Annotated in this window: 27 protein-coding genes; 1 reads left to right on the plus strand and 26 read right to left on the minus strand. The window is 60.8% G+C overall.

The window, feature by feature from the left end:
• Positions 1-69 precede the first annotated feature (69 nt).
• From rpsO to pyrR, 26 genes are all read right to left on the minus strand, one after another.
• A complete protein-coding gene (gene rpsO / locus DW003_RS05180; RefSeq protein ID WP_099431792.1) occupies positions 70-348 on the minus strand; it encodes a 30S ribosomal protein S15 in 279 nt (92 codons plus the stop codon).
• Between the two features lie 138 nt (positions 349-486).
• Positions 487-1,236 carry a DNA repair protein RecO gene (gene recO / locus DW003_RS05185; protein ID WP_118387939.1) on the minus strand — a complete coding sequence of 250 codons (750 nt, stop codon included), beginning with the start codon at positions 1,234-1,236 and terminating at the stop codon, positions 487-489.
• Positions 1,237-1,248: 12 nt separating this feature from the next.
• Positions 1,249-2,316, minus strand: a complete 1,068-nt coding sequence (gene era, locus DW003_RS05190) for a GTPase Era (protein ID WP_187361899.1) — start codon at positions 2,314-2,316, stop codon at positions 1,249-1,251.
• A 12-nt stretch (positions 2,317-2,328) separates the two neighbouring features.
• Entirely contained in the window at positions 2,329-2,706 is a 378-nt protein-coding gene (locus DW003_RS05195) for a diacylglycerol kinase family protein (protein ID WP_022094706.1), read from the minus strand.
• 9 nt (positions 2,707-2,715) lie between these two features.
• On the minus strand, positions 2,716-3,225 hold the full coding sequence (ybeY, locus tag DW003_RS05200) for an rRNA maturation RNase YbeY (protein WP_117564282.1): 510 nt from the start codon (positions 3,223-3,225) through the stop codon (positions 2,716-2,718).
• On the minus strand, positions 3,222-4,208 hold the full coding sequence (locus DW003_RS05205; protein ID WP_118387941.1) for a PhoH family protein: 987 nt from the start codon (positions 4,206-4,208) through the stop codon (positions 3,222-3,224). Before DW003_RS05205 ends, ybeY begins: the two co-directional genes overlap by 4 nt.
• Positions 4,189-5,481 carry a MiaB/RimO family radical SAM methylthiotransferase gene (locus DW003_RS05210; protein ID WP_118387943.1) on the minus strand — a complete coding sequence of 431 codons (1,293 nt, stop codon included), beginning with the start codon at positions 5,479-5,481 and terminating at the stop codon, positions 4,189-4,191. The genes DW003_RS05205 and DW003_RS05210 overlap by 20 nt, the downstream gene beginning before the upstream one ends.
• A gap of 9 nt (positions 5,482-5,490) precedes the next feature.
• Positions 5,491-6,639, minus strand: a complete 1,149-nt coding sequence (gene dnaJ, locus DW003_RS05215; protein WP_117806322.1) for a molecular chaperone DnaJ — start codon at positions 6,637-6,639, stop codon at positions 5,491-5,493.
• A gap of 81 nt (positions 6,640-6,720) precedes the next feature.
• On the minus strand, positions 6,721-7,824 hold the full coding sequence (locus tag DW003_RS05220; protein WP_187361900.1) for a DnaJ domain-containing protein: 1,104 nt from the start codon (positions 7,822-7,824) through the stop codon (positions 6,721-6,723).
• A 58-nt stretch (positions 7,825-7,882) separates the two neighbouring features.
• Positions 7,883-9,115 carry a radical SAM family heme chaperone HemW gene (gene hemW, locus DW003_RS05225; protein ID WP_118387945.1) on the minus strand — a complete coding sequence of 411 codons (1,233 nt, stop codon included), beginning with the start codon at positions 9,113-9,115 and terminating at the stop codon, positions 7,883-7,885.
• Between the two features lie 2 nt (positions 9,116-9,117).
• Positions 9,118-10,161, minus strand: coding sequence for a tRNA dihydrouridine synthase DusB (dusB, locus tag DW003_RS05230; protein ID WP_118387947.1), 1,044 nt, complete (start codon positions 10,159-10,161; stop codon positions 9,118-9,120).
• A gap of 4 nt (positions 10,162-10,165) precedes the next feature.
• Positions 10,166-11,977, minus strand: coding sequence for a translation elongation factor 4 (gene lepA, locus DW003_RS05235; RefSeq protein WP_118387949.1), 1,812 nt, complete (start codon positions 11,975-11,977; stop codon positions 10,166-10,168).
• Between the two features lie 96 nt (positions 11,978-12,073).
• Positions 12,074-12,340 carry a 30S ribosomal protein S20 gene (gene rpsT, locus DW003_RS05240; RefSeq protein WP_022094714.1) on the minus strand — a complete coding sequence of 89 codons (267 nt, stop codon included), beginning with the start codon at positions 12,338-12,340 and terminating at the stop codon, positions 12,074-12,076.
• Between the two features lie 133 nt (positions 12,341-12,473).
• Entirely contained in the window at positions 12,474-13,436 is a 963-nt protein-coding gene (holA, locus tag DW003_RS05245) for a DNA polymerase III subunit delta (protein ID WP_117654809.1), read from the minus strand.
• Positions 13,437-13,514: 78 nt separating this feature from the next.
• Positions 13,515-15,818, minus strand: a complete 2,304-nt coding sequence (locus DW003_RS05250) for a DNA internalization-related competence protein ComEC/Rec2 (protein ID WP_118387951.1) — start codon at positions 15,816-15,818, stop codon at positions 13,515-13,517.
• Positions 15,815-16,528, minus strand: coding sequence for a helix-hairpin-helix domain-containing protein (locus DW003_RS05255; protein WP_158573186.1), 714 nt, complete (start codon positions 16,526-16,528; stop codon positions 15,815-15,817). Before DW003_RS05255 ends, DW003_RS05250 begins: the two co-directional genes overlap by 4 nt.
• 213 nt (positions 16,529-16,741) lie before the next feature.
• Entirely contained in the window at positions 16,742-17,986 is a 1,245-nt protein-coding gene (gene thiI, locus DW003_RS05260; protein ID WP_118387955.1) for a tRNA uracil 4-sulfurtransferase ThiI, read from the minus strand.
• Complete coding sequence (locus tag DW003_RS05265; protein WP_035138532.1) at positions 17,987-18,268, minus strand: DNA-directed RNA polymerase subunit omega; 282 nt, start codon at positions 18,266-18,268, stop codon at positions 17,987-17,989. It lies immediately after the preceding gene.
• A 5-nt stretch (positions 18,269-18,273) separates the two neighbouring features.
• On the minus strand, positions 18,274-18,843 hold the full coding sequence (gene gmk, locus DW003_RS05270) for a guanylate kinase (protein WP_006236131.1): 570 nt from the start codon (positions 18,841-18,843) through the stop codon (positions 18,274-18,276).
• Complete coding sequence (mihF, locus tag DW003_RS05275; protein ID WP_006236130.1) at positions 18,844-19,152, minus strand: integration host factor, actinobacterial type; 309 nt, start codon at positions 19,150-19,152, stop codon at positions 18,844-18,846.
• A gap of 239 nt (positions 19,153-19,391) precedes the next feature.
• On the minus strand, positions 19,392-20,108 hold the full coding sequence (gene pyrF / locus DW003_RS05280) for an orotidine-5'-phosphate decarboxylase (protein WP_117757125.1): 717 nt from the start codon (positions 20,106-20,108) through the stop codon (positions 19,392-19,394).
• The gene (locus tag DW003_RS05285) at positions 20,102-21,010 is read right to left on the minus strand and encodes a dihydroorotate dehydrogenase (protein WP_006236128.1); all 909 of its coding nucleotides are present in this window, start codon (positions 21,008-21,010) and stop codon (positions 20,102-20,104) included. Before DW003_RS05285 ends, pyrF begins: the two co-directional genes overlap by 7 nt.
• Before the next feature lie 14 nt (positions 21,011-21,024).
• Positions 21,025-21,792 (minus strand): dihydroorotate dehydrogenase electron transfer subunit, encoded by a 768-nt coding sequence (locus tag DW003_RS05290; RefSeq protein WP_118388024.1) that lies wholly within the window; start codon positions 21,790-21,792, stop codon positions 21,025-21,027.
• Between the two features lie 116 nt (positions 21,793-21,908).
• Complete coding sequence (locus DW003_RS05295; protein ID WP_118387957.1) at positions 21,909-23,198, minus strand: dihydroorotase; 1,290 nt, start codon at positions 23,196-23,198, stop codon at positions 21,909-21,911.
• Complete coding sequence (locus tag DW003_RS05300) at positions 23,182-24,126, minus strand: aspartate carbamoyltransferase catalytic subunit (RefSeq protein ID WP_035138537.1); 945 nt, start codon at positions 24,124-24,126, stop codon at positions 23,182-23,184. The genes DW003_RS05295 and DW003_RS05300 overlap by 17 nt, the downstream gene beginning before the upstream one ends.
• A gap of 4 nt (positions 24,127-24,130) precedes the next feature.
• Positions 24,131-24,715 (minus strand): bifunctional pyr operon transcriptional regulator/uracil phosphoribosyltransferase PyrR, encoded by a 585-nt coding sequence (pyrR, locus tag DW003_RS05305; protein WP_117654814.1) that lies wholly within the window; start codon positions 24,713-24,715, stop codon positions 24,131-24,133.
• A 450-nt stretch (positions 24,716-25,165) separates the two neighbouring features.
• Between pyrR and rpmB the strand changes: the two genes are divergently transcribed.
• Positions 25,166-25,354, plus strand: a complete 189-nt coding sequence (gene rpmB / locus DW003_RS05310) for a 50S ribosomal protein L28 (RefSeq protein WP_022094725.1) — start codon at positions 25,166-25,168, stop codon at positions 25,352-25,354.
• Positions 25,355-25,448 lie beyond the last annotated feature (94 nt).

The following is a 25,448-nucleotide window of genomic DNA, read 5'->3' on the forward strand; positions in this document are numbered from 1 at the left end:
CGTGATTGTTCACGCCCTTACACAAAAAGAGCGCCCCGCTGCGCAGGACGCTCTTAGCATGTACAAATCCTACTGGATGTTGTCGCGGATGCCCAGAGCCTTGATGAGCTCACGGTACTCGACGATGTCGTTCTTCTTGATGTAGGAGAGAAGACGACGACGACGGCCGACGAGCATGAGCAGGCCACGACGGGTGTGGAAGTCCTTCTGGTGGGACTTCATGTGCTCGGTCAGCTCCTTGATGCGCTCGGTCAGGATGGCGACCTGAACCTTGGGGTTGCCGGTATCGACCGGGGTGTTACCGAACTGGGCAGTCAGCTCCGCCTTGCGCTCTTTGGAAACAGTCATTGTTTCACCTTTCGTTTCTTGTCGCCCGCGGGCGACGCTATTCGCCTCGGACTGGGAAGCCGCCGGTGGAGCGAGCATCCAAGGTCGAGGTACCAACAGGTCGGTATGTTACCACAAGCAGCCCGCGCCTGCGCATCATCACCGACCCAACATGAATTCCATCGCACGGAGACGTTGATCGGTGTGCGTCGCAGCCCACACGTGCGAAAGCCCCAGCAAAAAGGCGGCGGCATGGGGGTCGACCCTCTCGGCCATGAGCGCATCGAAGGTCATGGACATGAGGGCGCGCAGCCATGCGACCTCACCGGTCGAGACCAGCTCGGCACCGGGCACGCTCGACGCGCACGACCCGCACATAAGACCGCCCGCCTGGGGTGAAAAATACGACAGCATGGGGTCACCGCACAGCACGCAGGCCGAAAAATCGGGTCGATAGCCAACGTGCGACAGCAGCTTAAAGGCATATGCCGCCACAAGTAGATCCATATGTGCCGCGTCGAGCCCGCTGCCGACAAGTGTGAGCGCCCGCTGCGTGATGGCAAAGGTAAACGGGTCCTCGGCGTCCTCGAACGAGCACACGCGCGCGACCTCGGCGATCGCGCTTGCGGCGCATGTCATCTCGTAATCGGGAGCAGCGCCGAGCGGCGCCTCCATAAGCTCGGCCTGGGAAACCACGTCGAGCGACCGTCCATGCGCAAGCAGCATATCGACGGTGCAGAACAGCTCGCAGCGCGCCGCCAAGCGCCCGCCGGGTTTGCGGGCGCCCTTTGCCACGGCACGAACCTGCCGACCCCGCTCGTCAAGCATCGTCAGGATCAGATCAGTCTCTTTGAGCTTAGTCTTATCGAGGACGAGCACCTTCGTGCGATATGTCCGGGAGCCTGCCATAAACGCCGGGGCTTAATCTTCGGCATTGTAGCCAAAGCGGCGAATCTGGGCCTCGTCGTCGCGCCAGCCGGCCTTGACCTTCACGTCCAGCTCCAAAAAGACCTGGGTGCCAAAGATGCGCTCAAGGTCGCGACGGGCGTCGATGCCGATATGTTTGATCATCTCGCCGCCCTTGCCGATGATGATGCCCTTTTGGCCCTCGCGCTCGACGTAAATGGTGGCGTGCACGCGCAGCACCTTCTTGGTCTGCTCGAGCGCATCGCAAATCACGCCCACGGAGTGCGGAATCTCATCACGGGTGCGGCGCAAGACCTTCTCGCGCACAAACTCGGCAACGAGCGTCTCATCGGAAGCGTCGGTACCCATGTCCTCGGGGAACCAACGCGGACCCTCGGGCAAAAAGTGCGCAACGGTCTCGATGAAGGCATCGACGTTGAAGTTCTTGACCGACGACGTCACGATCTCGTCGTCATATTCCATGAGCTCGTGGGCAGCCTTAAGCTGCTCCATGACCTGTGCGGGGTCGGCCTCATCGGCCTTGGTAAGCACCAGGACCTTCTTGGAACGGGCGTTCTTAACGCGCTCGGCAACCCAGGCGTCTCCCCTGCCGATCGGCTTGGTGGCATCAATCAAAAACGCGACGACATCGACATCGTTCAGCTCGAACAGCGCGCTCTTGTTGAGCTCGGAGCCCAGGCCGTCCTTGGGCTTGTGGATACCCGGGGTATCGACAAAGACCAGCTGGCAGTCGGGGCGATTGACGACGGCGCGCATGCGGCGGCGGGTCGTCTGGGCCACCGGCGAGGTGATGGCGACCTTTTTGCCATAGCAGGCGTTGAGCAGCGTGGACTTGCCGGCGTTGGGGCGGCCGACCAGGGCCACAAAGCCGCTGCGGAAACCAGGCTCAACGTCACCAAAGCCCGCGAGGTTGTCGTCCTCGTCGCACAGGGCGTCGAGCTCCTCGTCGCTCATGCCCTCAAACGGGTCGAACTCCTCGACCTCATCGCAATCCTCGGTCGCCTTAGCATCCAGGGACTCTTCGTCCAAAATCTCATCGGTAGGCTGCATATTGTCGGACATGGGAATCCCTTTCTAAATAAAGTCGAGCGCGTGGGCAAAGACAAGCAAGCCCACGATCGCGGCGGTAATGGAAAGAACGTATACAGAGGCGGCGGCGATGTCCTTCGCACGCTTTGCCAGCGGATGGAGCTCTTGGGTCGCCAGGTCGACGATGGCTTCCATGGCGGTGTTACACAGCTCGCCATGAATCACCAGGCCGCAGCAGATGATGACCGTAGCCCACTCGGCAATATCGAGCCCCACGATACAGCCGGCAATGACGGTGCACACGCCTGCCACGAGCATGACCTTAATGTTGCGCTCGGTCTTGACGGCGGTAACGAAGCCCTCCATGGCATAGGAGAACGACTTTAAAAAGGACGGATGGTCCTTGTTCGATCCGGGAATCATAAACGGCTCCTAGTCGTGGGCATGATTGGTGATGGGGCCGACGTGGACCAGTTTAGGATCCTCGCCGCGCTCGAGCGCCAGATCGCGCAGGATAGCGTCCTCGCGAGCCTCCATGACCTCAGCCTCGTCGTCCTCGATGTGGTCATAGCCCAGCAGGTGCAGCATGCCATGCACGAGCATCAGGCGGCACTCGTCGGCAGGGCTATTGCCAAAGCCGGGGGCCTGACGGGCAATGACCTGCGGGGCCAAGATGATATCGCCGAGCTCGAGCGTCTCGTCGGCGGGAATATCCTCGTCAAAGGCCGAGTCGCATTCAAACGAGAGCACATCGGTGGTGCGGTCGATGCCACGCCACTCGTGGTTGAGCTCGTGCATCTCGTCCTCGTCGACATACGAAAGGGAAATCTCGACTTCACGTTCAACGCCCTCGGCGGCAAGCACAACCTCGCAGATGTGCTCCACTTCCTGCGCGTCGAGCAGCGTATCGAGCTCGGCATCGTTGCTGATCAATACACTCAACGGGACTCCTTTCGGTCGCGCGAGCGCTGCTCACGCACGTCATCATAAGCATCGTATGCCTCGACGATACGCCCCACCAAGGCATGGCGCACCACATCGGCGCGCTCCAGGTGTGCAAACGCCACATCGTCGACACGGCCCAAAATCTTCTCGACATCCGCCAAGCCACCACGACGACCCACCAGGTCGCGCTGGCTGAGGTCGCCGGTAATCACGAACTTGGAGTTGAATCCAAGGCGTGTCAGGAACATCTTCATCTGCTCGGGCGTGGTATTTTGCGCCTCGTCGAGCACCACGAAAGCATCGCTCAGCGTACGACCGCGCATATAGGCAAGCGGGGCGATCTCGATCACGCCGCGCTCCATAAGCTCATCGGTGCGCTCGCGATCCATCATGTCAAAAAGGGCGTCGTAGAGCGGACGCATGTACGGATCGATCTTTTCCTCGAGGGTGCCGGGCAAAAAGCCCAGGTTCTCCCCCGCCTCGACAACCGGACGCGTCAAGATCAGACGGCCCACCTCGTGGCGCTTGAGCGCGGCAACGGCGAGCGCCATGGCCAGATAAGTCTTACCGGTACCGGCAGGACCCAAGCCAAAGGTGATGGTATGCGAGCGAATGGCATCCACATAGCGCTTTTGCCCAAGCGTCTTGGGACGAATGACGCGACCGCGGTATGAAAGCAGCACGTCATCGCGAAGCGATGTGGCCTCATGCTCGCCGTCGCGCAAGACGGCCAGGCAACGCGAGACGTCGTCAGCAGACAGGGTACGACCGGCCGCCGCCTCGCAAAAAGCATGTTCGAAAAAGCGAGCCACGAGCTCGACCTCGTCCGGGTCGCCGCTCACGGAGATGCTATCGCCACGGGCGACCACGTGAGCGCGAACCAAGCTCTCGAGCGCACGAAGGACGCCGTCGCCGGCGCCCAAAACACGCGAGGGATCAACTCCCTCGGGAACGGTAAGTCTAATCTTCGAGGCTTCCATGGACCTCCCTGCGCGCATGGACCAAGCCGGAATCATCGACTCCGATGATAGCAACATCGAGCAGGCACGGGGCTGTAAGTCCACAGGTATCGTCAAGACGGGCATGATGGAACGAACCGAGCGTCAGGCTGTCACCATACTCGAGCACGGCACGCTCGACAGTGCCCACGCGACGACGAGCATCGGCAATAGCGAGCTCCTGCGCCGTGTCTCGCATACGACGGCTGCGCTCGGCCATAACCTCGGGCGGCACCTGGTCGGGCATGTCGGCAGCAAGGGTACCGGGACGCTTGCTATAGCGGAACACGTGCATACGCGAGAAACCCACACGGCGGCACAGCGCCAGTGACTCCTCGAACTCCTCGTCCGTCTCACCAGGAAAACCGACGATGACGTCGCACGAAAGAGACGCCTGCGGCAGGATGGCGCGAATCATGCGCACCGTGTCCTCAAAGGCCTCGGCACTATAGGGACGACCCATGCGATGCAGCGTCGCCGTACAGCCGGACTGCACGGGCAGGTGCAAAAACGGGGCAATACGCTGCGGATAGCGCGCCATAACCTTAAGCAGGCGCTCAGAGATATCCATGGGTTCGACCGAGGAAATGCGCACATGCGCAATAGTCGTGCGCTCCATGATGGCCTCGAGCAGCTCATCGATTTCGACATGCTCGTCGGTCGCGCTCTTGCCATCGTAGGCACCCAGGTTCACACCGGTCAGCACCACCTCGGGCACGCCGGCCTCCTGGGCCTCGCGAACTTGCTCAAGCACGGACTCGACAGGCACGGAGCGCTCGGGGCCGCGCGCCTTCCACACAATGCAATAGGTGCAGCGATGGTTGCAGCCGTCCTGGATCTTCACGCCCAGGCGAGAGCGACCGAGCGCATCGACCACCTCGCCATCGCTGCAGGCGGGAACGCTATCGGACTCAACGCCCAGCACCTCGCAGACACGTTCGGCGACATCGATCTTGGACGGCTCGGCGATCACGCGATCCGAAAGCTCCAACAGCTCCTCGGGATGCAAATTGACCACGCAACCGGTCACGAGCACATAGGGCTCATTTGGATGGGCCAGCGCATGACGGACGGCCTTACGGGTCTTGGCCTCGGCCTCGCCCGTAACGGCACAGGTGTTAATGACGATCAAATCGGCATCCTGGGGCTCCACAATAGCAAAGCCCAGGCGCATAAGATCGGCAGTGATACGGTCAGACTCAACCCGGTTGACACGGCAGCCGAGGTTGACGACGGAAATATGGGGTGCGAGCACGCGGGCTCCTTAATCGAGGATATCGTCGAGGGCACTCTTAATACGGTCGGTCACCGACTTCTTACCGGAAGCGACGTCATCGCCCATCTCGTCGGCAAAAGCACGGAGCAGCTCGCGTTGCTTATTGGAAAGATTGGTGGGAACGACCACGCGCAGTTGCACGATCAGGCGGCCACGCGAACCGCCACCGCCAATGCGCGGCATGCCGTAATTATTGACGCTCACGGTGTCGCCGTACTGGGCGCCGGCGGGAACCGTCACCTTAACGACCTCGTCGGGCATAATGCCCTCGACCTCGATCTCGCAGCCGAGCGCAGCCTGCGCAATCGAGATATCGCTCACCAGGTACAGGTCGTCACTGTTGCGCTTAAAGCGCTCATGGTCGGCAACGCGCACGTTGACAATCAGGTCGCCCGAAGGCTCGCCGCGAAGGCCGGCCTCGCCAAAGCCGCTCACACGCAGCTGGCGACCGGTCGAAACGCCGGCGGGAATATCGATGTCGATCTTTTCGTGCGAAGGCGTGCGGCCCTGACCGTCGCAGGTCTCGCAGGGATGGTCGATAACCGTGCCCTCGCCATGGCAGTCGGGGCAAGGCGAGGAAGACTGAACCTGGCCCAAAAACGATCGCTGAACCGTCGTGACGTAGCCCGTACCGTGGCAGCGACTGCACTGCTTTTCCTGTGCACCCTCGGCCCTACCGGTACCGTTGCAGTCCTCGCAAGGAGCAAGGCGATCATAGCTGATCGTCTTTTTGCAGCCGAGCGCCGCCTCCTCGAGCGTCACCGAAAGCGAGATGGCCATGTCACGTCCGCGACGACGCTCACGACGGCTGCGGGCGCCACCGCCGGCACCGCCGCCAAAAAACGACGAGAACAGGTCGTCCATGCCCATGCCACCAAAGATATCGTTGATGTCGACATAACCAGAGCCACCGGGGCCGTCCGCGGTGCCGTAACGGTCGTAGTTAGCACGCTTCTGCTCATCGGAAAGAACGGAATAGGCCTCGTTGAGCTCCTTGAACTTGGCCTCGGCCTCGGGGTCGTCCGAAACATCCGGATGTACGGTACGGGCCTTCTTTAGAAACGCACGCTTAATCGTCCGCGCGTCGGCATCCCTGTCGACGCCAAGCACCTCGTAGTAATCCCTATTTTCCGACACGACCGAATCCTTCCGACTTTCATTATTGTCACAGTGCGTCCTATACCCAAGCTGGGCCGACCGCAAACAAAGGGTTTGATGTTATTGCATTTGATACGGCGAAAGCATGGCCCGTTGCGAGCAGCTCGCGAACCAAACCGACACGAGCGCGAACATGAAGCCGTTGGCAAAACCGTTGGCAAACTGCATCGCACCGCGCTTCCACCACAGCAGGCTGCGATGAAGCACACCGTCCGAAAGCACCATGAACAGGCCCATGGTAAACGGAATAAAGCACATCACGGCAAAGGCCGAGAACACGCCCGAGATGGCCGACAGCACCAAAAACGGAGCAACAATGCCCATCAGGTAAAAGCCAGTACGAGCTTTGCCTTCCAAGCGCTCGGCCTCAACATGGGCGCGGCCGACCAGGTCGCCGCCCGCGGCACCGTTAGTGCCAGCATGGCCCATGCTGCTAATGCGGACCTCGTCGCCATCGTGCGTGCCGGCAGGAAACTCAATCGTCTGCTCGGAGGTCACACGGGTTCGCCCGCTGCCACCGCAATCGGGGCAGGGGTCGGCCACGACCTTACCGGAACCGCCGCACTCGGGGCAGACCGACTGGAACGTGCCCGCACCAAACAGGAAGGACAGGTCGACGTCGATGTGGCCGCGGCCACCGCAGCTCGGGCAGGTATGTGCATGCTCGGACGAAACAGAGCCCGAGCCGCCGCAGTGACCACAGGTATCGAAGCGCGTGTAGCGGACGGTCTTGCGGGCACCGCCCTTGGCCTCCTTGGCGTCGAGTTTGATATCGACGACGACGTTGGCGCCGTTCTCGGGATTGTAGGCAGCCTGGCCGCGACGCTGCTGGCCCCAGGCGCCACCAAAGGGAAAGCCGCCCTCAAAGGGATTGCCATAGCCCGTGCTGCCGGCGTAGCCGCCACCATAGGGCGAAGCCGTAGGAGCACCGGCAAAGGGATTGCCAGAACGCATGGCGTCGTAGCGCGCACGTTTTTGCTCATCCGAAAGCACGGCGTAGGCCTCGGAAACCTCTTTAAACTTTTCCTCGGCATCCGGCTCTTTATTGACGTCCGGATGGAGCTTACGGGCCTTTTGCTGGAAGGCCTTTTGAATATCACGCGAGGTGGCGTCCTTGGAGACACCCAGAATCTCGTAGTAATCTTTTTCGTTCATCGTCGCCATGCGCGGCAACCTCCTGCTCACAGCAGCGTATATATTCCGGTAATTCTACCCGAGCGGCCTAAGCTAGATCCCAAAACAGCTCGAACAGAACATTTCCATCGAGCCAGCCCAGATGGGTCGGCGCCAGACGAGCTCGAACATGGCCCGCGACGACATCTGCCGAAGTGAAGGGTCCCTCATGACCCCAGAGCGTCTCGGGCACCCAAGTGGCAAGACCCAATTCGAGCGCGCGATCGCAGGCAGCTGCCAGCTCGCCCGTTGGGATGACGCAAGCTGCACGAGCCAACAGGTCGGACGCAACACCGCGCGTCATGCGACAAGCGAGCATCAAGTCTTCGGCGACAGCCTCGCGCTGCGACAGATATTCGGCCTCGAACGCCGTCGCGTCATCGTCACGTTGCACCAGACGCACGCGGTACGCATCGCCTCGAGAAGACACGCCGGGGAACAAACCTGCAAGACGGTCGAAATCTTCGTCGTCGAGCATGCCCGCGGCAGAACGACCCAGGCCCAGGTAGCCCCGTCCGGTCCAGTAGGCAATGTTATGGGCGCACTCATGGCCGTCGAGCGCGTAGCTTGCCACCTCATACGGATGATAGCCGGCCGCACTCAGGCGCTCACGCGCCGCGTCCATGCACGAAGCCTGAAAATCCTCGTCGGGCTCAAGCGACTCGTCACGGCACACCATGCGGTAAAGCGGCGTGCCCTCCTCGAGCGTGAGCGGATAGACCGACACATGGTGCGGGGCCGCCTCGAGCACGCCATCGAGCGTGTGCTGCCAGCTCGCCATAGTCTGTCCGGGAAGCCCGCACATAAGGTCGCACGACACATCGAGCCCAACATCCTTCACCGTCGCGATAGCCGCAAGTGCCCGATTGGCATCGTGAATGCGGCCAATAGCAGCCAGCTCGGTATTGTCGAGGGTTTGCACGCCCAGAGAGATGCGCGTGACACCCGCCTCGGCAAGCGCTGAGGCGAGCTCAGCGGTCAGGGACTCAGGATTGGCTTCGCAAGTAAATTCAACGGGCTTGCACCACATGGAGATACGACGGGCAAGTTCCACCAGGCGCTCCCCAGCAAGTGACGGCGTGCCGCCGCCAGTATAGACCGTGCGGACCTGCGCAAGCGCCCCGGCGTCGCCAAAGGAATCGAGGCGCGCATACAACTGCTCAAAATACGAATCGAGCGCGGCATCCAAATCACACGCAGCAAAGCTGCGCGAGTCAAAGTCGCAATAGCGGCATTTTTGAGCGCAAAACGGCACGTGCACGTACAGCGCGGTAACGGCCACCGTTAGGCCTCCAGCGGATGAGCAGGCACCGACTCGCCGGCGGCAAGCGCGGCCTCGCAGGCCACCACGTCGCGCTCGATATCATCGACCAGCGCCATGAACTCCTCGTACGTAGAGCAACGCACCACCTGAGCGCGCCAGGCGGCGGCATGGGGCATGCCCTTTAAGTACCAGCTTGCGTACGTGCGAGCACGCGACATGAGCGGCAGAAGCTCGTGCGTCAACGTCAGGTGCTCACGCAGAGCCTCCAGGCGCTCGACCGAGGAGCGAGAAGGAACCGGCGTGCCATCGAGTGCAAGGGCTCGGGCATCGCCGAACACCCACGGATTGCCGTAGATGCCGCGCGCGATAAACACCGCGCTGGCACCCGAGCCGTGCAGATGCTCAGCAGCCTCCTCGGCCGAGAACACATCGCCCGAACCAATCACGGGAATCTCGACAGCGTCGGCAACCTCATCGACGACCGACCAATCGGCCTGGCCCGTGTAGAGCTGCGTGGCGCAACGACCATGCACGGCGACTGCGGCAGCCCCTGCACTCTCAAGCATCTGGGCAAATGTCGCGGCATTACGGTCCTCGGCATAAAAGCCCTTGCGAATCTTGACGGTCACGGGCACGTGCGCCGCGCCCACCGTGGCCTCGACGATCTTCTCCGCCAGGTCGGGCGTGCGCATGAGCGCCGAACCCTCGCCCTTGGTGACAACCTTGCGGGCGGGGCATGCCATATTGATATCGATGAGCGACAGGCGATCGTCAACGCGCTCCTCAACGGCGGCGACGGCGCTCGCAAACTGCTCGGGCTTGGAGCCAAAGAGCTGCACGCAAATCTGCTGCTCCTCGTCGGCCGGTAGCACCAGGCGCCAGGTCTTGTTGCTGGCATAGGCAAGACCCGCCACGCTCACCATCTCGCTGTAGGCAAGGTTGGCACCGCGGCGGCGACACATGATGCGATAGGCGGGGTCGGTCACGCCCGCCATGGGAGCCATAAGGAACGGCTGCTCGGCATAAGCACCCAGCAGCCGCTTGCTGTATTCAGAAAGCGCCATGGACCTACTCGTCCACCTTGAGAATCGCCATAAACGCCTCCTGCGGGACCTCGACCGATCCGATGGCCTTCATACGCTTCTTGCCCTCTTTCTGCTTCTCGAGCAGCTTGCGCTTACGCGAGATATCGCCGCCGTAGCACTTAGCAAGAACGTCCTTGCGACGCGCCTTGACGGTGGAACGGGCGATGATCTTGTTGCCGATAGCACCCTGGATGGGCACCTCGAACAGCTGACGCGGGATGATCTCCTTGAGCTTGTCGCACAGGCCACGGGCCAGGCCATATGCCTTGTCCTTATGGACGATAAACGAAAGCGCGTCCACCTCGTCGCCCGAAAGCAAAATATCGAGCTTCACGAGCTCGGAGGGACGGTACTCGTTGAACTCGTAGTCGAGCGAGGCATAGCCCTTGGTGCGGCTCTTGAGCTGATCGAAGAAGTCCAAGATGAGCTCGGCGAGCGGCATATCGAAGCGCATCTCGACCGATTTGCTCGTCAGGTGGATCATGTCGGTTGTGACGCCGCGGTGCTCGATGGCGAGCTGCATGACGGCACCCGTGTACTCAGGCGGGCAGATGATCTTTGCCTTGAGGTAGGGTTCCTCGATACGATCGATGCGTGTGGCCTCGGGAAGGTCCTGCGGACTGCGGACATCGATCATTTCGCCGTCGGTCTTGTAGACGTGATAGTCAACCGAGGGACTCGTGGCAATGAGGTCCAGGTTGAACTCGCGCTCCAGGCGTTCCTTGACGACTTCCATGTGCAGCAGGCCCAGGAAGCCCACGCGGAAGCCAAAGCCGAGCGCCACCGAGGTCTCGGGCTCCCACACCAACGACGGGTCGTTGACGTGCAGTTTATCGAGCGCGTCACGCAGGTTCTCGTAGTCCTTGTTGTCGATCGGGAACAGGCCCGTATAGACCATGGGCTTGGCCTCGCGATAACCGGGAAGCGGCTCGGGGCAGGGGTTCGACGCCCACGTAAGGGTATCGCCCACGCGCACAGCCTCGGGGTCCTTCAGACCCGTGACCACATAGCCAACCTCGCCGACGGTCAGAGCATCGACCGGCGTCTCGGCAGGGCGCTTGACGCCCACGCCGTCGACCAAGAAGTCACCCTTGACCTGCATCATGCGCAGGGTATCGCCCTTTTTGATGGAACCGTCAAAGACACGGACCGTGGCAACGACGCCGCGGTACTCATCAAAATACGAGTCCAGGATGAGCGCCTTGAGCGGCGCGTTTGCATCGCCCTTGGGCGGCGAAATCAAAAAGACGATGGACTCCAGCAGATCGTGAATGCCCTCGCCGGTCTTGCCCGAGACGCACACGGCATCATCGGCGGGAATCGCCAGGTCGTCCTCGATCTCGGTCTTAACCTCGTCGGGATGGGCCGAGGGCAGGTCGATCTTGTTGATGGCGGGCACAATGTCCAGATTGGCGTTCATGGCGAGCGTCGCGTTGGAGACGGTCTGTGCCTCGACGCCCTGCGTGGCGTCGACGACGAGCACCGCGCCCTCGCAGGCGGCCAGAGAACGCGAGACCTCGTAGGTAAAGTCAACGTGGCCCGGCGTATCGATCAGATTGAACTGATACGTCTCACCATCGTCGGCGTCATAGGAAACGCGGACGGCATTGGACTTGATCGTAATGCCGCGCTCGCGCTCGATATCCATGGTGTCGAGCAGCTGCGACTCCATGTCGCGTTCGTCGACGGTATGGGTGAGCTCGAGGATGCGGTCACTGATCGTGGACTTGCCATGGTCGATGTGCGCAACGATCGAGAAGTTGCGGATGTGGGAAATGTCAATTGAAGTATTCATGCGGACTATCTTACCCGAGCGGTACAAAAAATGGAGCCTGTTCCATAAAACAGGCTCCATTTATGCGCGTAATCTGTGTGGTGTGAAATTTACAACTTAGGCGTTGATGCTGTTCACGAGCTTGGCAAGACCGGACTTGCGGTTGGAAGCCTGGTTCTTGTGGATAACATGCTTGGCGGCAGCCATGTCGAGACGCTTGGTGACGGTCTTGAGGGCAGCCTGGGCCTTCTCGGCGTCGCCCTCGGCGACGGCGGACTGGACGTGCTTGGTCAGCGTCTTGAGCTCGGACTTGACAGCCTTGTTACGCATGCGAGCTGCCTCATTGGTGCGGATACGCTTCTTCTGAGACTTGATGTTTGCCACTTCTGGAGTTCCTTTCGAGTTCCTTGCAAAAAATGTATGACACCTCTGAGACACGGTGAGGTCATGCAAGCGCCTACTATAGCACGCTCCCCCTCAAAGGGATAGAACGAATTTGTCAAATAGGCAGGTATCATCACGATTTTCTCAAGATGTTCGTAATCCAGAGCAAAAGCGCCGTCTGAGAATCGGCCGAACCCTTGAGCGCGAGCTCCACATCAACGGCACCCTCGAGCGCTGCGACGAGCTCGGTCATCGAAAAACGACGCGCCCAGGTAAGGTGATTCTTGACCTGCCAGGACTGGAGCTTGAGCGTTGCGGCCAGCTCGCGACCCTGCCCACGCGCGTCGAGCGCCTTGGCGACGATAAGCTCGCGAATGCGACCGCACAGCAATGTGTAAGTCCACACGTAGCTCTTGGAGGGCAGGAGCTTAAAGAGCTCGAGCGAACGCCGCATATCGCGAGCCGAGACGGCGTTGAGGAAGTCCCAGGGTTGGACCTCGGCCGTACGTACAATCCAGCGCTCAACATCGGCAAGTTCAATCTGGGGCGACTCGACCATCTGGGCAAGCTTAGCCAAGTCGTTATCGAGCATGCGCGTGTTTTCGCCCGAACGCGAGACGAGCTCCTCGGCGGCCGCCGTCGAAATCGACTTACCGCGCTGCGTCGCCATCTGCTGAACACGGCGCGGCAGTTCCCAGCGCTTGGTACCCGAGCAATCGACGATAGCCTTCTTGTCGATCTTGGCGATTGCCTTATACAGGCGCGTATTCTTGGCAAGTGAGTCGGCGATGATGAGGCAGACCGTTGTTGGGCTGGGACTCGCCAGATACCCAACGAGCGGCTCCGAGACCGCCTTGGCGAGCTTTGAGCAGCCATCGAGGATTACCAGACGAAACTCGCTGCCCATCGGAAAGGTGTTAAGCGATCCGATAATGGACTCGATATCGGGGTCCTTGGTCATGTCTCGCTCGTCGAGGTTGAACTCGACCATACCCGATTTTTCCAGACGCGCTTTCATACGCGAGACGGCGTGGTCGCGCTTAACTCCGTCGGTACCGACGATCAGATATGCCGGCAGCAAACCGGTTTCGGACATTGCGCTCCCCTCCCGCAGGCCTTCGTATTCGTTCCGTGCCATTCTAGCCCAGGGGCCCACCACACGCCAACGACGTCGTCACGGTCGCTGGCATCGCATCGCAAAGCCATTCGCAGTCGGTGTGACGGTAATGTCGCCGTGTTCGATGGTACACGAGAACACACCACCCGCTTCCTTAACGGCATCGATGCAGGCATCGGACGGATGGCCGTATCGATTCCCCTCACCGGCGCTTGCGAGGGAAAGCTCGGGCTTCAGGACGTCCAGCAACTCGCCATCGACTGAAACCTTGGAGCCGTGATGCCCAAGTTTAAGGACATCGATATCCCCCACCTCCTGCACGAATTCCCGCTCTTGGTCGAGCTCGGCATCACCGGTGAGAAGTATTCGCAGGCCCTTGCCTTCCTGAACATAAGAGAGCAGCAGGACAAGCGAGTCCTCATTTCCCTCGCCATCCACGAACTCGAATGGCCACATCACGCGAGCGCAAAATGAGCCGATGTCGACCGTATCCCCACGGCGCACCTGCCGATACTCCACGCCAGGTCGGTTCAATACCTCGGCAGGAGCATCCTCCAGCGCATCCGCCGCCACGGCAATCGTTCCGACCGAAAACTGTTCGAGCACGGCAGGCAAACCACCCCAGTGGTCCTCATCCCAATGCGTCACAAAGACGGCATCGATATGGTGCACGTTATTGCGAACCAACGCCGCAACCACACGCTCGTCGAGCCCGCAGTCGACGAGAGCTACTGCGCCGCCTTGGCGGATAAGAATCGCATCGGCCTGGCCCACATCGAGCACCGTCACCGAAGGCGGAGCGCATCGATCCCAATAGACGTACGGAATCGCAGCCAAGAGCATCAGGCATGTAAGCCCCACCGCCATAGGACGTGCACGGGGACGCGGCCACCAGACCAGCAGAACCGCCAGAAAACACGGCACTAGGTAAATCCACATGCTATCGGGCGGCACGCTCACGTATGCACCCGGCACGGCAGCAAACAGTTGCTCGAAGAACAGCGCGCAACGGGCGGCAATCATGGGCACAACGAGCGCCCAAGTCCGCAACGGTGCCACGAACGAAAAGGGAACCAGCACGATCGACACAGCGAGCAGTACGCTCACCACCGGACCGAGGACCGCATTTGCCAACGGAGCAATGAGCGAGAATGTACCGAAGGCAGGAATGGTAATGGGAAGTGTCGCCAGTTGTGAGCACAGCGTGACGGAAAGCACGCTGGCAACGCCTGATGGCACACCTAGCTCACCCAACGCGTAGGTCGCATAGGGACAAAAGCACAGAATGGCTAAGACGCTGGCACACGAGAGTTGAAAGCCCATCTCGAACGGCACCGTCGGCCGCAGTAGCACAAAGATGGACATGGTTACGAAGAGTGCCGAAAGGCCGTGCCGACGACGCCCCACGCTGTTTACGACAAGCGTCACGAACACCATGCAGCACGCACGCACGGCCGAGGGAGACGCGCCCGTAAAGGCAGCATAGCCCACAAGCGTTATCGCCAATATCGCCCGCTGAAGACCACGTGAGCACCGAGTCTTTTGCAATACACCCTCGATTACAAACCCCACGATAGCCAAATGGCTGCCCGAGACGGCGATAAGATGCGCCGTTCCCGTCACCGAAAACCAATCGCCCGCCGGCTGGGCGCGCAGCTCGGCCGAACGACCGCAGACGACACCGGCTATGAGCGCACGCGCCGGGTCGGTCGCAGGCGCGATGGACGCAAGCAGCCCATTTCTCAGCCGAAGCAGCGGCACCGGAGAGCCCTCATCGACCGACACGACTCGAACAGCTTTAACCTTGCGCACCTCGCCTCGGAGCACGCGCGATCGTCCATATGCATCGTTCTCAAAACGTGAAACGCGACCGATAACACGCACGTGCGCCCCGACCTTGAGCTCACGATCACACGATAGGCGAACCGTTGCCAAGTTCTTACCGTCCGCGCGTGCCTCGCAGGTATAGGAATACACGTCGTCGTTTATGGATGGATCACCCTGCACGACAAACTCGAGGCCGCTTGCCGCTCGACCGTCGAGCGCCCTCGAGGCACTGAGCACACCCACGGCCCACCACGCCGAGACGACCGCTCCCGCCACGAGACCGACGGACGCGGCATACAGCCACCGCTTCAAAGGGGCAAGCCGCGCACAAGAGTGAGCCAGCACAACGAAAACCGCTGCCGCAACGGGAATGGCCCATAGCGGCCCGACCGCCGTCGCCTGCTCCCTCAGCAGCGCATCAGCGGCTATGCTGAGCACCAAGGCGCAGCTCACGCACATGCCGGCACACAGGGCCATCGTCCACGGAATCAGGGGCCGCGGAGGCATCACGTGCTCTCGCTCGGTCGTACTCATACGCAGATGCAATCTTTGATTTTGGCAAGCTTCTTCTCGCCGATTCCCGACACGCGCATCAGATCGTCAACCGAAGCAAAAGCACCGTTCTTTGTCCGCTCATCGATAATCGACTGTGCCATTGAGGGACCGATTCCCGAGAGCGTCTGCAGCTCTGCCGAGCTTGCCGTATTAATGTTTACTAGGCCTGTTGCGCCACCGACGCCTGATGATGCGGAAGCCCCACCGTCAACACCGGCTTCCGCAATGGACACCTGCTGCTCCCCTACCGTTGGAACATGAATTTTTTGTCCATCAGTGACCTTGGATGCACGATTAAGCCCCGTAACGTCTGCTTCGGGCGCCAGCCCGCCGGCGGCATCAATCGCCTGAGCCACCCGCGCCCCGTCTTTGAGGCGATATACACCGGGTGACATCACGGCGCCATCAACATCGACATAGACCCCTGCCGCGGCAGACGCCTTAGGCGAAGAGCCTTCAGATGTCTTTCCACTCGAAGCATCGCCGGATCCCGGCTCCACTAACGTGCCCGAACCATCAGTGCGCTCAAACGACACACCGCCGGCACCGCCGCCAAAGTTCGCCATTGCCAGTCCACTCGCCATCGCAATGACGACCAGTATCGCCATCACCACTGCCTTATGACCGAGCAGTTTGCCCGCCCAGCGGTCCATCTTTTTGACTCGTTCGTGTTGTTCGCGCTGCGCCATAGCAAAACCTCCCAACATCATCGTGTCAGGAAAGGAGCTCCGCAACAGCCACGCCCCAAAACCGGTTTTCGAGGTCAAAACAAAAGCTGACCAAAACCTTGCACAAATCTGTCCATTTATTCAGGCACACGTCAGCAAATGAACACTTAGCCGCAAAATGCCCAGATAGCAAAAGACCGACGATGCAGGCGCATCGTCGGTCTATGCACAAATTTACTCGTAATCTTGGTAAATCTCACGCGGAGCAAGCTCCGAATGTTTGCGTTTTAAGGTCTTAGGGGCCTTATATGTGTTGCTCTCGAAGTCGATGTACTCGGTCTGCTTGAGCAGGCGCTCAATCATCTCCTCGTGATCAAACAGTTCCCAGGCCTCATGCACGGCATCGAGTTTAGCGTGCGTCTCGGGACGGCGCGGCATAAACAGCGTGCAGCAGTCGGGAGCGGACTCAGTCGAGATATCGAACGTACCGATCTCCTCGGCGCGCGCGATGATCTCCTGCTTGTCCGAACCGATGAGAGGACGGAACACGGGGATCTTCACGGCCTCGTTGACGGCCATGATGTTCTCAAGCGTTTGGGAGGCAACCTGTCCAAGCGATTCGCCCGTAACGATGGCCTTGGCACCCTCGATGTGTGCAATGCGCTCAGCAACCGAATACATAATGCGGCGATACATGATCACGCGCAGGTTGCTGGGACAGGTGACCGAAATCTCACGCTGGCAGTCGCCAAACGGCACCACGTACAGACGGCCGATCTGGACACCCGGCTCAAGCGCACGGATGATATCCTGCACCAAATACTCACTCGTATCGGGCGTCTGCGGACGACCGGAGAAATGTACCGGCACGCAAACCGCGCCGCGGCGCGCGAGCATCCAGGTCGCCACCGGAGAATCGATACCCGAGGACAGCAGCGTCACGACCTTGCCGGCAGAACCCACCGGCAGACCGCCCACGCCGCGCTCGGAGCGTGCGTACACGTAAACGCTACCCTGGACCACCAGTACGTGCACCATTGCATCGGGGTCGTGCATTTGAACCTTTTTATCGGGGAAGGCCTCACACAGTACCTCGCCCACCTGACGATTGATATCGATCGAGGTGAGCTCATAGTCAGTATTGGAGCGCTTGGCGTGCACCTTAAACGAATCGAAGGAACCAAACTCGCGCAGCGCCTTCACGGCGGCGGCGCAGTACTCCTGCGGGTCGCGGTTGGTGTGATACGCCAAAGACACACGGGCAACGCCGGGAACGGTGCGAATGACACGCGCCGCCTCGTCGGCCTGATGTTCGTTAAAGGTCACGAGGATATAACCGGAAATTCGAGACACGGCATTCACGGAAAAGGCGGCCAAGGCCGCCTTGATGTTATCCATGAGGATATGCTCAAAATGTGCGCGGTTCTTGCCCTTCAGCCCAACCTCGTGATAGTGGACTAGGCAGACGCGAGCCGCCATTTAGGCTTCAGCAACCTTGTGGCCGAGCGCCTTCTCGTAACGGGCCTCGTCGTAAGAGATGTCACCGTCGACAATCTCGTCCATAGCCATCGAGATGGTATCGGCACCGGAAAGCCCGATGGTGATGTCATCGACATCCTGGACGGCAAGCACGCGGTTGTGCTGGCCACGCAGCATGCTATTGATGTCGCAGGCGCGCTTGGAAGCAAGCGAAGCGAGCAGGAAGCGGTTGTGATCGGTCTTCTCCAGAAGATCGTCAATGCAAGGCTTTACAACGGACACGGACCTCAGATCCTTTCATGCATATCGAGAACGCGAACGAGCTCATCGGTCGCGCGGTCGAGATCGTCATTCACCACGACGTCGTCGTAGCGGTCGGCAAGGGCAAGCTCATCGGCGGCGTTTGCCATACGCAGCTCAATCGTCTCGGGCGTCTCGGTACCGCGACCGACTAGACGCTCGCGGAGCACCTCAAGCGAAGGCGGCTTGATAAAGATCAGCACGGCCTCGGGGAAACGCTCCTTCACCTGCAGGGCGCCCTGGACATCGATCTCCAAAATCAGAGACGCGCCCGAGGCGAGCTTGGATGTGACCTCGCTCACCAACGTGCCGTAGCAGTTACCGTGGACCTCGGCCCACTCAACAAACTCACCGTTTGCCACGCGGCGGTCGAACTCCTCGCGCGTCAGAAAAAAGTAGTTGACGCCGTCGACCTCACCTTTGCGTGGTGCTCGCGTGGTAGCCGAAACCGTCAGACCCAGGTTCGAGCGGCGCTCGCGCACACGAGTGACGAGCGTACCCTTGCCTGCGCCTGACGGTCCAGAAATCACAAAGAGCTTGGAATCCTGAGCGCTCACTTATTTGGTCAGCTGCTCGAGGAGCTGCTCGCGCTGACGGACGCCGAGGCCCTGGACGCGACGAGTAGCGGAGATACCGAGCTCCTCCATGATCTTGGCGGCCTTGGCCTTGCCATAACCGGGGAGAGACTCGATGAGGGTGGAAACCTTCATGCGGGAAGCGATGGGGTCATCGGAGTTGAGCACGGACTCGAGGGACTTCTCGCCCTTCTTGATCTGCTCGCGAAGCTCAGCGCGGGCGTGACGTGCGGCAGCAGCCTTCTCAAGAGCCTGCTTGCGCTGCTCGTCGGTAAGCTGAGGGAGTGCCATTCGTACCTCCAAATAGTTGGGTTATATCTGATTCAATAATTGGCATTTTAGCACGTAGAACGTACAAAATGCCTAATCGCGGCTCCATAGGTTAGACGATACCCGCAAAAAGTGCAATATACTGCGCCCAAAGTTAAGCCCCTGACCTGCGATTCCACACAAAGGATGGGAAAGTTTACGCAGGCACAGGGGCTATTTTGTGCTAATGAGACCCAAAAGTGGTGACTTAGGGGAATCTTTTACGCGACGTTTTCGACCAGCTCGGCGACGATGGCGTCAAAGGCGGCAACCGGATCGTCGGCACCGGTGATGGGACGGCCCACCACAATGTGGCTTGCGCCACGCTCGATAGCCTGGGAAGGCGTCGCCACGCGGGACTGGTCACCAAGGGCGGCACCCACCGGACGCACACCCGGAGTCACGATCAGGGCATCAGGACCCAGCAGCTCACGCATGTCGTGAGCCTCCATCGGTGAGCACACGATGCCATCGATGCCGTTGGCCTGAGCAAGCTTTGCCAAGCGGGCGGCCTCCTCGGCCACGGGCGACTCGACGCCGATCTCGCTCAAGGCATCCTGATTCATGCTCGTGAGCACGGTGATGGCGACGAGCTTGGCGCGGTCCTCGCGCGCCTCCTCGGCACCCTCGCGGCAGGCAGCGAGCATGGCGCCCGAACCCAAGCCGTGAACCGAAAGCAGATCAGCACCGGCAAGCGAGGCCGAGCGGGCGGCACCGCGCACCTGATGCGGAATGTCATGGAACTTAAGGTCGAGGAAGACCTTAAAGCCAAGGTCCTTAAAGGTCTTGACGATCTGGGGACCCTCAGCGTAATAGAGCGTCATGCCGACCTTGAGCCAGGTGGCATGGCCCGAAAGCTCGTGGGCGAGCTCGAGCGCGCGCTCACGGTCGCAGTCGAGGGCGACGATAACACGGTCGCGGGCATCATTCTCTAGCATTCGAAAGCACCCACCAGCTCGTTGATGTCCTTTACGCCCTGGGACTCGGCCCAGGCCTCGAGCTCATGCGCGATCTTAAGCGAAGCACACGGATCGACGAAGTTGGCCATGCCGACCGACACGCAGGTGGCGCCGGCCAGGATAAACTCAGCCGCATCCTCGCCAGTCATGACACCGCCGACACCGTTGATGGGGATATCGACGGCCTGGGCAACCTCCCAGACCATGCGCACGGCGATGTGGTGGCACAGCGGGCCCGAAAGGCCGCCCTTGGGCTTGGCCACGCGGGACTTGCGGGTATGGACGTCGATGGCCATGCCCTGGATGGAGTTGATGACCGAAAGGCCGTCGGCGCCGGCAGCCTCGAGGGCCTTGGCGATCTCAGCGACGTTGACCGGCGCCATCTTCACGAACAGCGGCTTATCAGTCACCTTGCGGCAGGCGGCCATGACGGAAGAGGCGCCCTCGGGCGTGGAGCCCATGGCGGCACCGCCGGCGGCGATGTTGGGGCAGCTCACGTTGATCTCGTAGCCGGCAGCCCAGGGGCATAGCTCGACATACATCTCGAGTGCGCGGACAAACTCGTCAACGGAGTGACCGGCAACCTGACAGATGACCTGGCAGCCGTCCTTGGACAGCTGTTCGAGCCACGGACCGGACTCGCGGGCAAAGGCGGCCACGCCGGGGTTCTGAAGACCCACGGAGTTGATCATACCGCCGGGAATTTCGGCCATGCGGGGCGCGGGATTGCCGGGCCAGGGCTCGGCAGCGCAACCCTTGGTAGTGATGGCGCCCAGCTGGGAAACATCAAAGAAGTTCTGGAACTGCCAACCGTAGCCAAAGGTACCGGCTGCGGTGTTAATGGGGTTCTGCATCTTGACGCCGCCGAAATCGACGGCCATGTTCACGGTACCCACTAGAAGACCACCACCTTGGAAGCATCGAACACGGGGCCGCACATACAAGCACCCTTCATACCGTCAACCGTCTCGACATTGCAGGTGTTGCAGGCGCCAAAGCCACAGCTCATCATGCGCTCGAGCGACACCTCGCAGTACACACCGGCCTCGGCGGCAGCGGCGGCGACCTTCTTCATCATGACGGCGGGGCCGCAGCTGGCGACGTAGTCGTAGCCGCCCTCTCCAAGCAGCTCGGCTGCCGGATCGGTGCAAAAACCGTGCGTGCCGAGCGAACCGTCGTCGGTGCACACGTTAACCGTGGCGCCCAGCGCACGGAACTCATCGACACCCACGACTTTGGAAGCGGTGCCAAAGCCCAGGCACACGTCCACATCAACACCCTGATCGGCAAGCATGCCGGCAAGACACAGCACAGGCGGAACGCCGATGCCACCGGCGACGAGCAGTGCCTTCCTGGTGCCCTCGGGTACCATCCAGCCACGGCCACCGGGGCCCAACAGGTTAGAGGTGGAGCCAGGGCCCATCTGGGACAAACGGCGGGTATCGTCGCCCACGACGGCGTACCACAGCTCGACGGTGCCGGCCTCGGCGTCGGCGCGATAGAAGCTCAGGGGCACGCGAAGCAGCGAGGAGGCATCGCCGGGCACGGCAATGTTCACAAACTGACCGGGCTTGAGCGCACTTGCAAGCTTGGGGGCCGAGATGACGAGCGAGAAGATGCCGTCGGCGATCTCCCGGTTCGAGACGACCTCGAAGTCGTGCATGCGTGCAGTGGAAGGTGTGGGCATAGACGCTCCAATCCCCCATGCGGTTGCATGGTCTAAACGAACAGAAAGCGCGGCACCGCAAGGGCGCCGCGCACAAAAGCGATAAGGCTATGCTAGCAGATGCAGCCGTCGGCGAGCGTCTGCTTGCCACCGACAAATACATCGGTGGCACGACCGGTGAGCGTGCGGCCGGCAAAACCGGAGTTCTCGGCGCGCGACTCGTAACCGTCCTCGCCAACCGTCCAGGTTGCGGAGGGGTCGAACACGGTCAGGTCGGCGACAGAGCCCGCCTTGACCTGAACCTGATCGAGGCCCAGAATCTCACGCGGCTTGATGGCCATGAGCTCGACCATGCGGCTCACGCTCATCTTGCCCGTATTGACCAGCTCAGTGAGCACGAGCGACAGCGAAGTCTCGAGGCCAATCATTCCAAAGGGCGCGAGCTCGAACTCGCGGGCCTTCTCCCACGGGGTGTGGGGAGCGTGGTCGGTAACGATAGCGTCGACGGTACCGTCGATGACACCCTGACGGATGGCCTCGGCATCCTCGTCGGTGCGCAGCGGCGGATTGACCTTGAGCGAGGTGTTGTAGGTCTCGTCCAGGTCGTTCTCGGTCAGGAACATGTGGTGCGGGGTGGCCTCGCAGGTCACCTGGACACCGGCAGCCTTACCGGCACGCACGAGCTCCAGGCCATGAGCGGTGGAGATGTGCTGGATGTGCAGCTTGGCACCGGTCAGCTTGGCAATCTCGATGTCGCGGGCAATCTGAAGCTCCTCGCCGGCGGCCGGCCAACCCTCGAGGGCCAGACGGGTCGAGACCTTGCCCTCGTTGATCTGGCCGTGGCCGACCAGATCCTCGTCCTGGCAGTGGCTCATAAAGACCTTGCCGAACATCTTGCCGTAGTCCATGCAGCGACGGAGCATGCCCGCGCCCTGCACGCCGCGACCATCGTCAGTGAAGGCGACGGCACCGCGGGCGACCATATCGCCCATCTCGGACATGGCCTCGCCCTTAAGACCGCGGGTCATGGCGCCCGACGGATAGACCCGGCAGTGGCCGACCTCGGCAGCGCGGGACTTGACGAACTCCACGACGGTGCCGTTATCGGTGACGGGATCGGTGTTGGGCATGGCGCACACGCCGGTGAAGCCGCCCTTGGCAGCAGCGCGGGTGCCGCTCTCGATGTCCTCTTTGACCTCGTAGCCAGGCTCGCGCAGATGCACGTGCATATCCACCAGGCCGGGGACGAGATACTTGCCGGAAAGGTCGCGGACCTCGGCTCCCTCGGCGGCGAGGTTCTCGCCGACCTCGGCGATCTTGTCGCCGTCAATCAGGACGTCAACGACACCGTCAAGCTCGACAGACGGGTCGACGACGTGGGCATTCTTAAGAAGCAAGGCCATTATCGGCACCTCCAAGCAGCAGATACAGGATAGCCATACGCACGCAGATACCGGCGTAGACCTGCTCCAGGATGACGGAGCGTTGCGGGTGGTCGGCCATATAGGAGTCGAACTCGACGCCGCGGTTGATGGGGCCCGGGTGGCAGATGATCGCATCGGGCTTCATGAGCTTCTCGCGGTCCTTGGTCAGGCCGAAGAGCTTGTGATACTCGCGAATCGTGGGGAACGGAGCGCCCTCAAGGCGCTCCTGCTGCACGCGCAGCATGTAGACGACGTCCAACTCGGGCAGGACGGAATCGAGGTCGCTCGTCACGTGGTCGCAACCCAGAACCTCGGGCGCCGGCGGCAGCAGCGTGCCGGGGGCGACAGCGTAGGTCTCGCAGCCCATGATCTTAAGGGCGGGGATCAGCGAGCCGCAGACGCGGGAGTGCGCGATATCGCCGACGACGGCGACCTTCAGACCGTGGAAGTCACCCTTGTGCTCCCAGATGGTGTACAGGTCGAGCAGGGCCTGCGTAGGATGGTTGTGCTTGCCGTCGCCGGCGCAGATAACGCTCGCGGGCGAGTTCTGCGTGACGATGTAGGGAGCACCGGCGTGCTTATCGCGCACGACGATGCAGTCGATCTTATAGGCGTTGAGGGTCTCGACGGTGTCGACGAGGCTCTCACCCTTGACCGTGGAGGTCGAGGAGCCGCCAAAGTTGAGGCTGTCGGCCGAAAGACGCTTCTCGGCGAGTTCGAAGGAGCTGCGGGTGCGCGTCGAGGGCTCGTTGAACATGTTGACGATGGTCTTGCCCTTGAGCGTGGGGACCTTCTTGATCGCACGCTCGTTGACCTCGGAGAACGCCTTGGCGGTCTCGAGGATGAGCTTGATGTCCTCTTCGGAGTACTCGGTAATGTCGATCAGGTGCTTATGGTTGAACGCCACGGTACTACTCACCTCCCAGCGGCGCGGAGCCCACATGGGAACCCGGCGCGACGTCGTTAATCTCGACAGCGGTGCGGCCGTCTACTTCCTTCATATATAGGTGCACGTTCTCCTCATGCGACGAGGGAACGTTCTTGCCGACAAAGTCCGGCGAGATGGGGAGCTCACGGTGACCGCGGTCAACGAGAACTGCCAGCTCGATGCGGCTCGGACGGCCCAGGTCCATGACAGCATCCAGAGCGGCGCGGATAGTACGGCCCGTATACAGGATGTCGTCCACCAGCACAACGCGCTTGCCGTCGACGCTGAAGGGAATGTTGGTAGCGTGGATCGCGGGAGCGAAATTGGTAGCGTAGTCATCGCGGTAGAAGCTGATGTCGAGGCTACCGAGCGGAACGTCGACGCCCTCGATCTCCTTGATCTCCTCGGCGAGCTTCTTTGCCAGAAGGTCGCCGCGCGTGACGATGCCGACCAGAGCGAGGTCTTCACAGCCCTCGTTGCGCTCGAGAATCTCGTGCGCAATGCGGGTCATCGCTCGATTGACGGCGGTCTCGTCCATGATGACCGCCTTGGGGGAAGTCGTGCCCATCGATCTCCTTCCTCACATGTCTTGACTGCTGACACAGTCAAAAAAATAGATGCCCGACCGCTTAAGCGGACCAGACACCCACAGGAAGGGCTGCTCTTCGGCAGCTATGTAATTCCATGTGGGTATCTCGTACCCCTTTAATGGTCAAGGGATAGTGTAGCCAACCTCGAGCTTAATTGCGAGCATAAATACAGAACAATCCGTAAACGGAGCCCAATGCTCCATAAACCTATATATATTTGTGGGACGAGCTTGAAAACGCACGCACGAGCTGGCATAATCCCCTCTGCTGCACGCAAATCGGATCTACGTCCAGGGCCGTGGCGTGAGCACTATCGCCAAAAGAGGAATATCTCTGTGTAGATTACGCACAGGGAGCTGCTTCTGTGCTATAGTTCAGGCTTGTTTGTTAACGCGACATGTTCGTTTGTCGCCCAAGGAGGGTCAGTTATGTCCAAAGTTTGCGAAGTTTGCGGTAAGCACCCCGTTGCCGGTCGCTCCATCAGCCACTCTCACCGCGTCACCAACCGTAAGTTCCGCCCCAACATCCAGCGCGTTTACGTCGTCGTCGATGGTCACCGTCGCAAGATGAACGTTTGCTCCACCTGCCTCAAGTCCGGCAAGGTTGCGCGCTCCTAAATAAGGTCTTACCAACAAGTACCTCGGACTCTCCGGGTCAAAGACCTCGCGTTCATATAGAACTTACCAAAGGCGTCCTCCCCCACGGAGGGCG

The organism is Collinsella sp. AF36-3AT (genome assembly GCF_003475205.1).
In the GTDB taxonomy this organism is placed as follows: Bacteria; Actinomycetota; Coriobacteriia; order Coriobacteriales; family Coriobacteriaceae; genus Collinsella; species Collinsella aerofaciens_AF.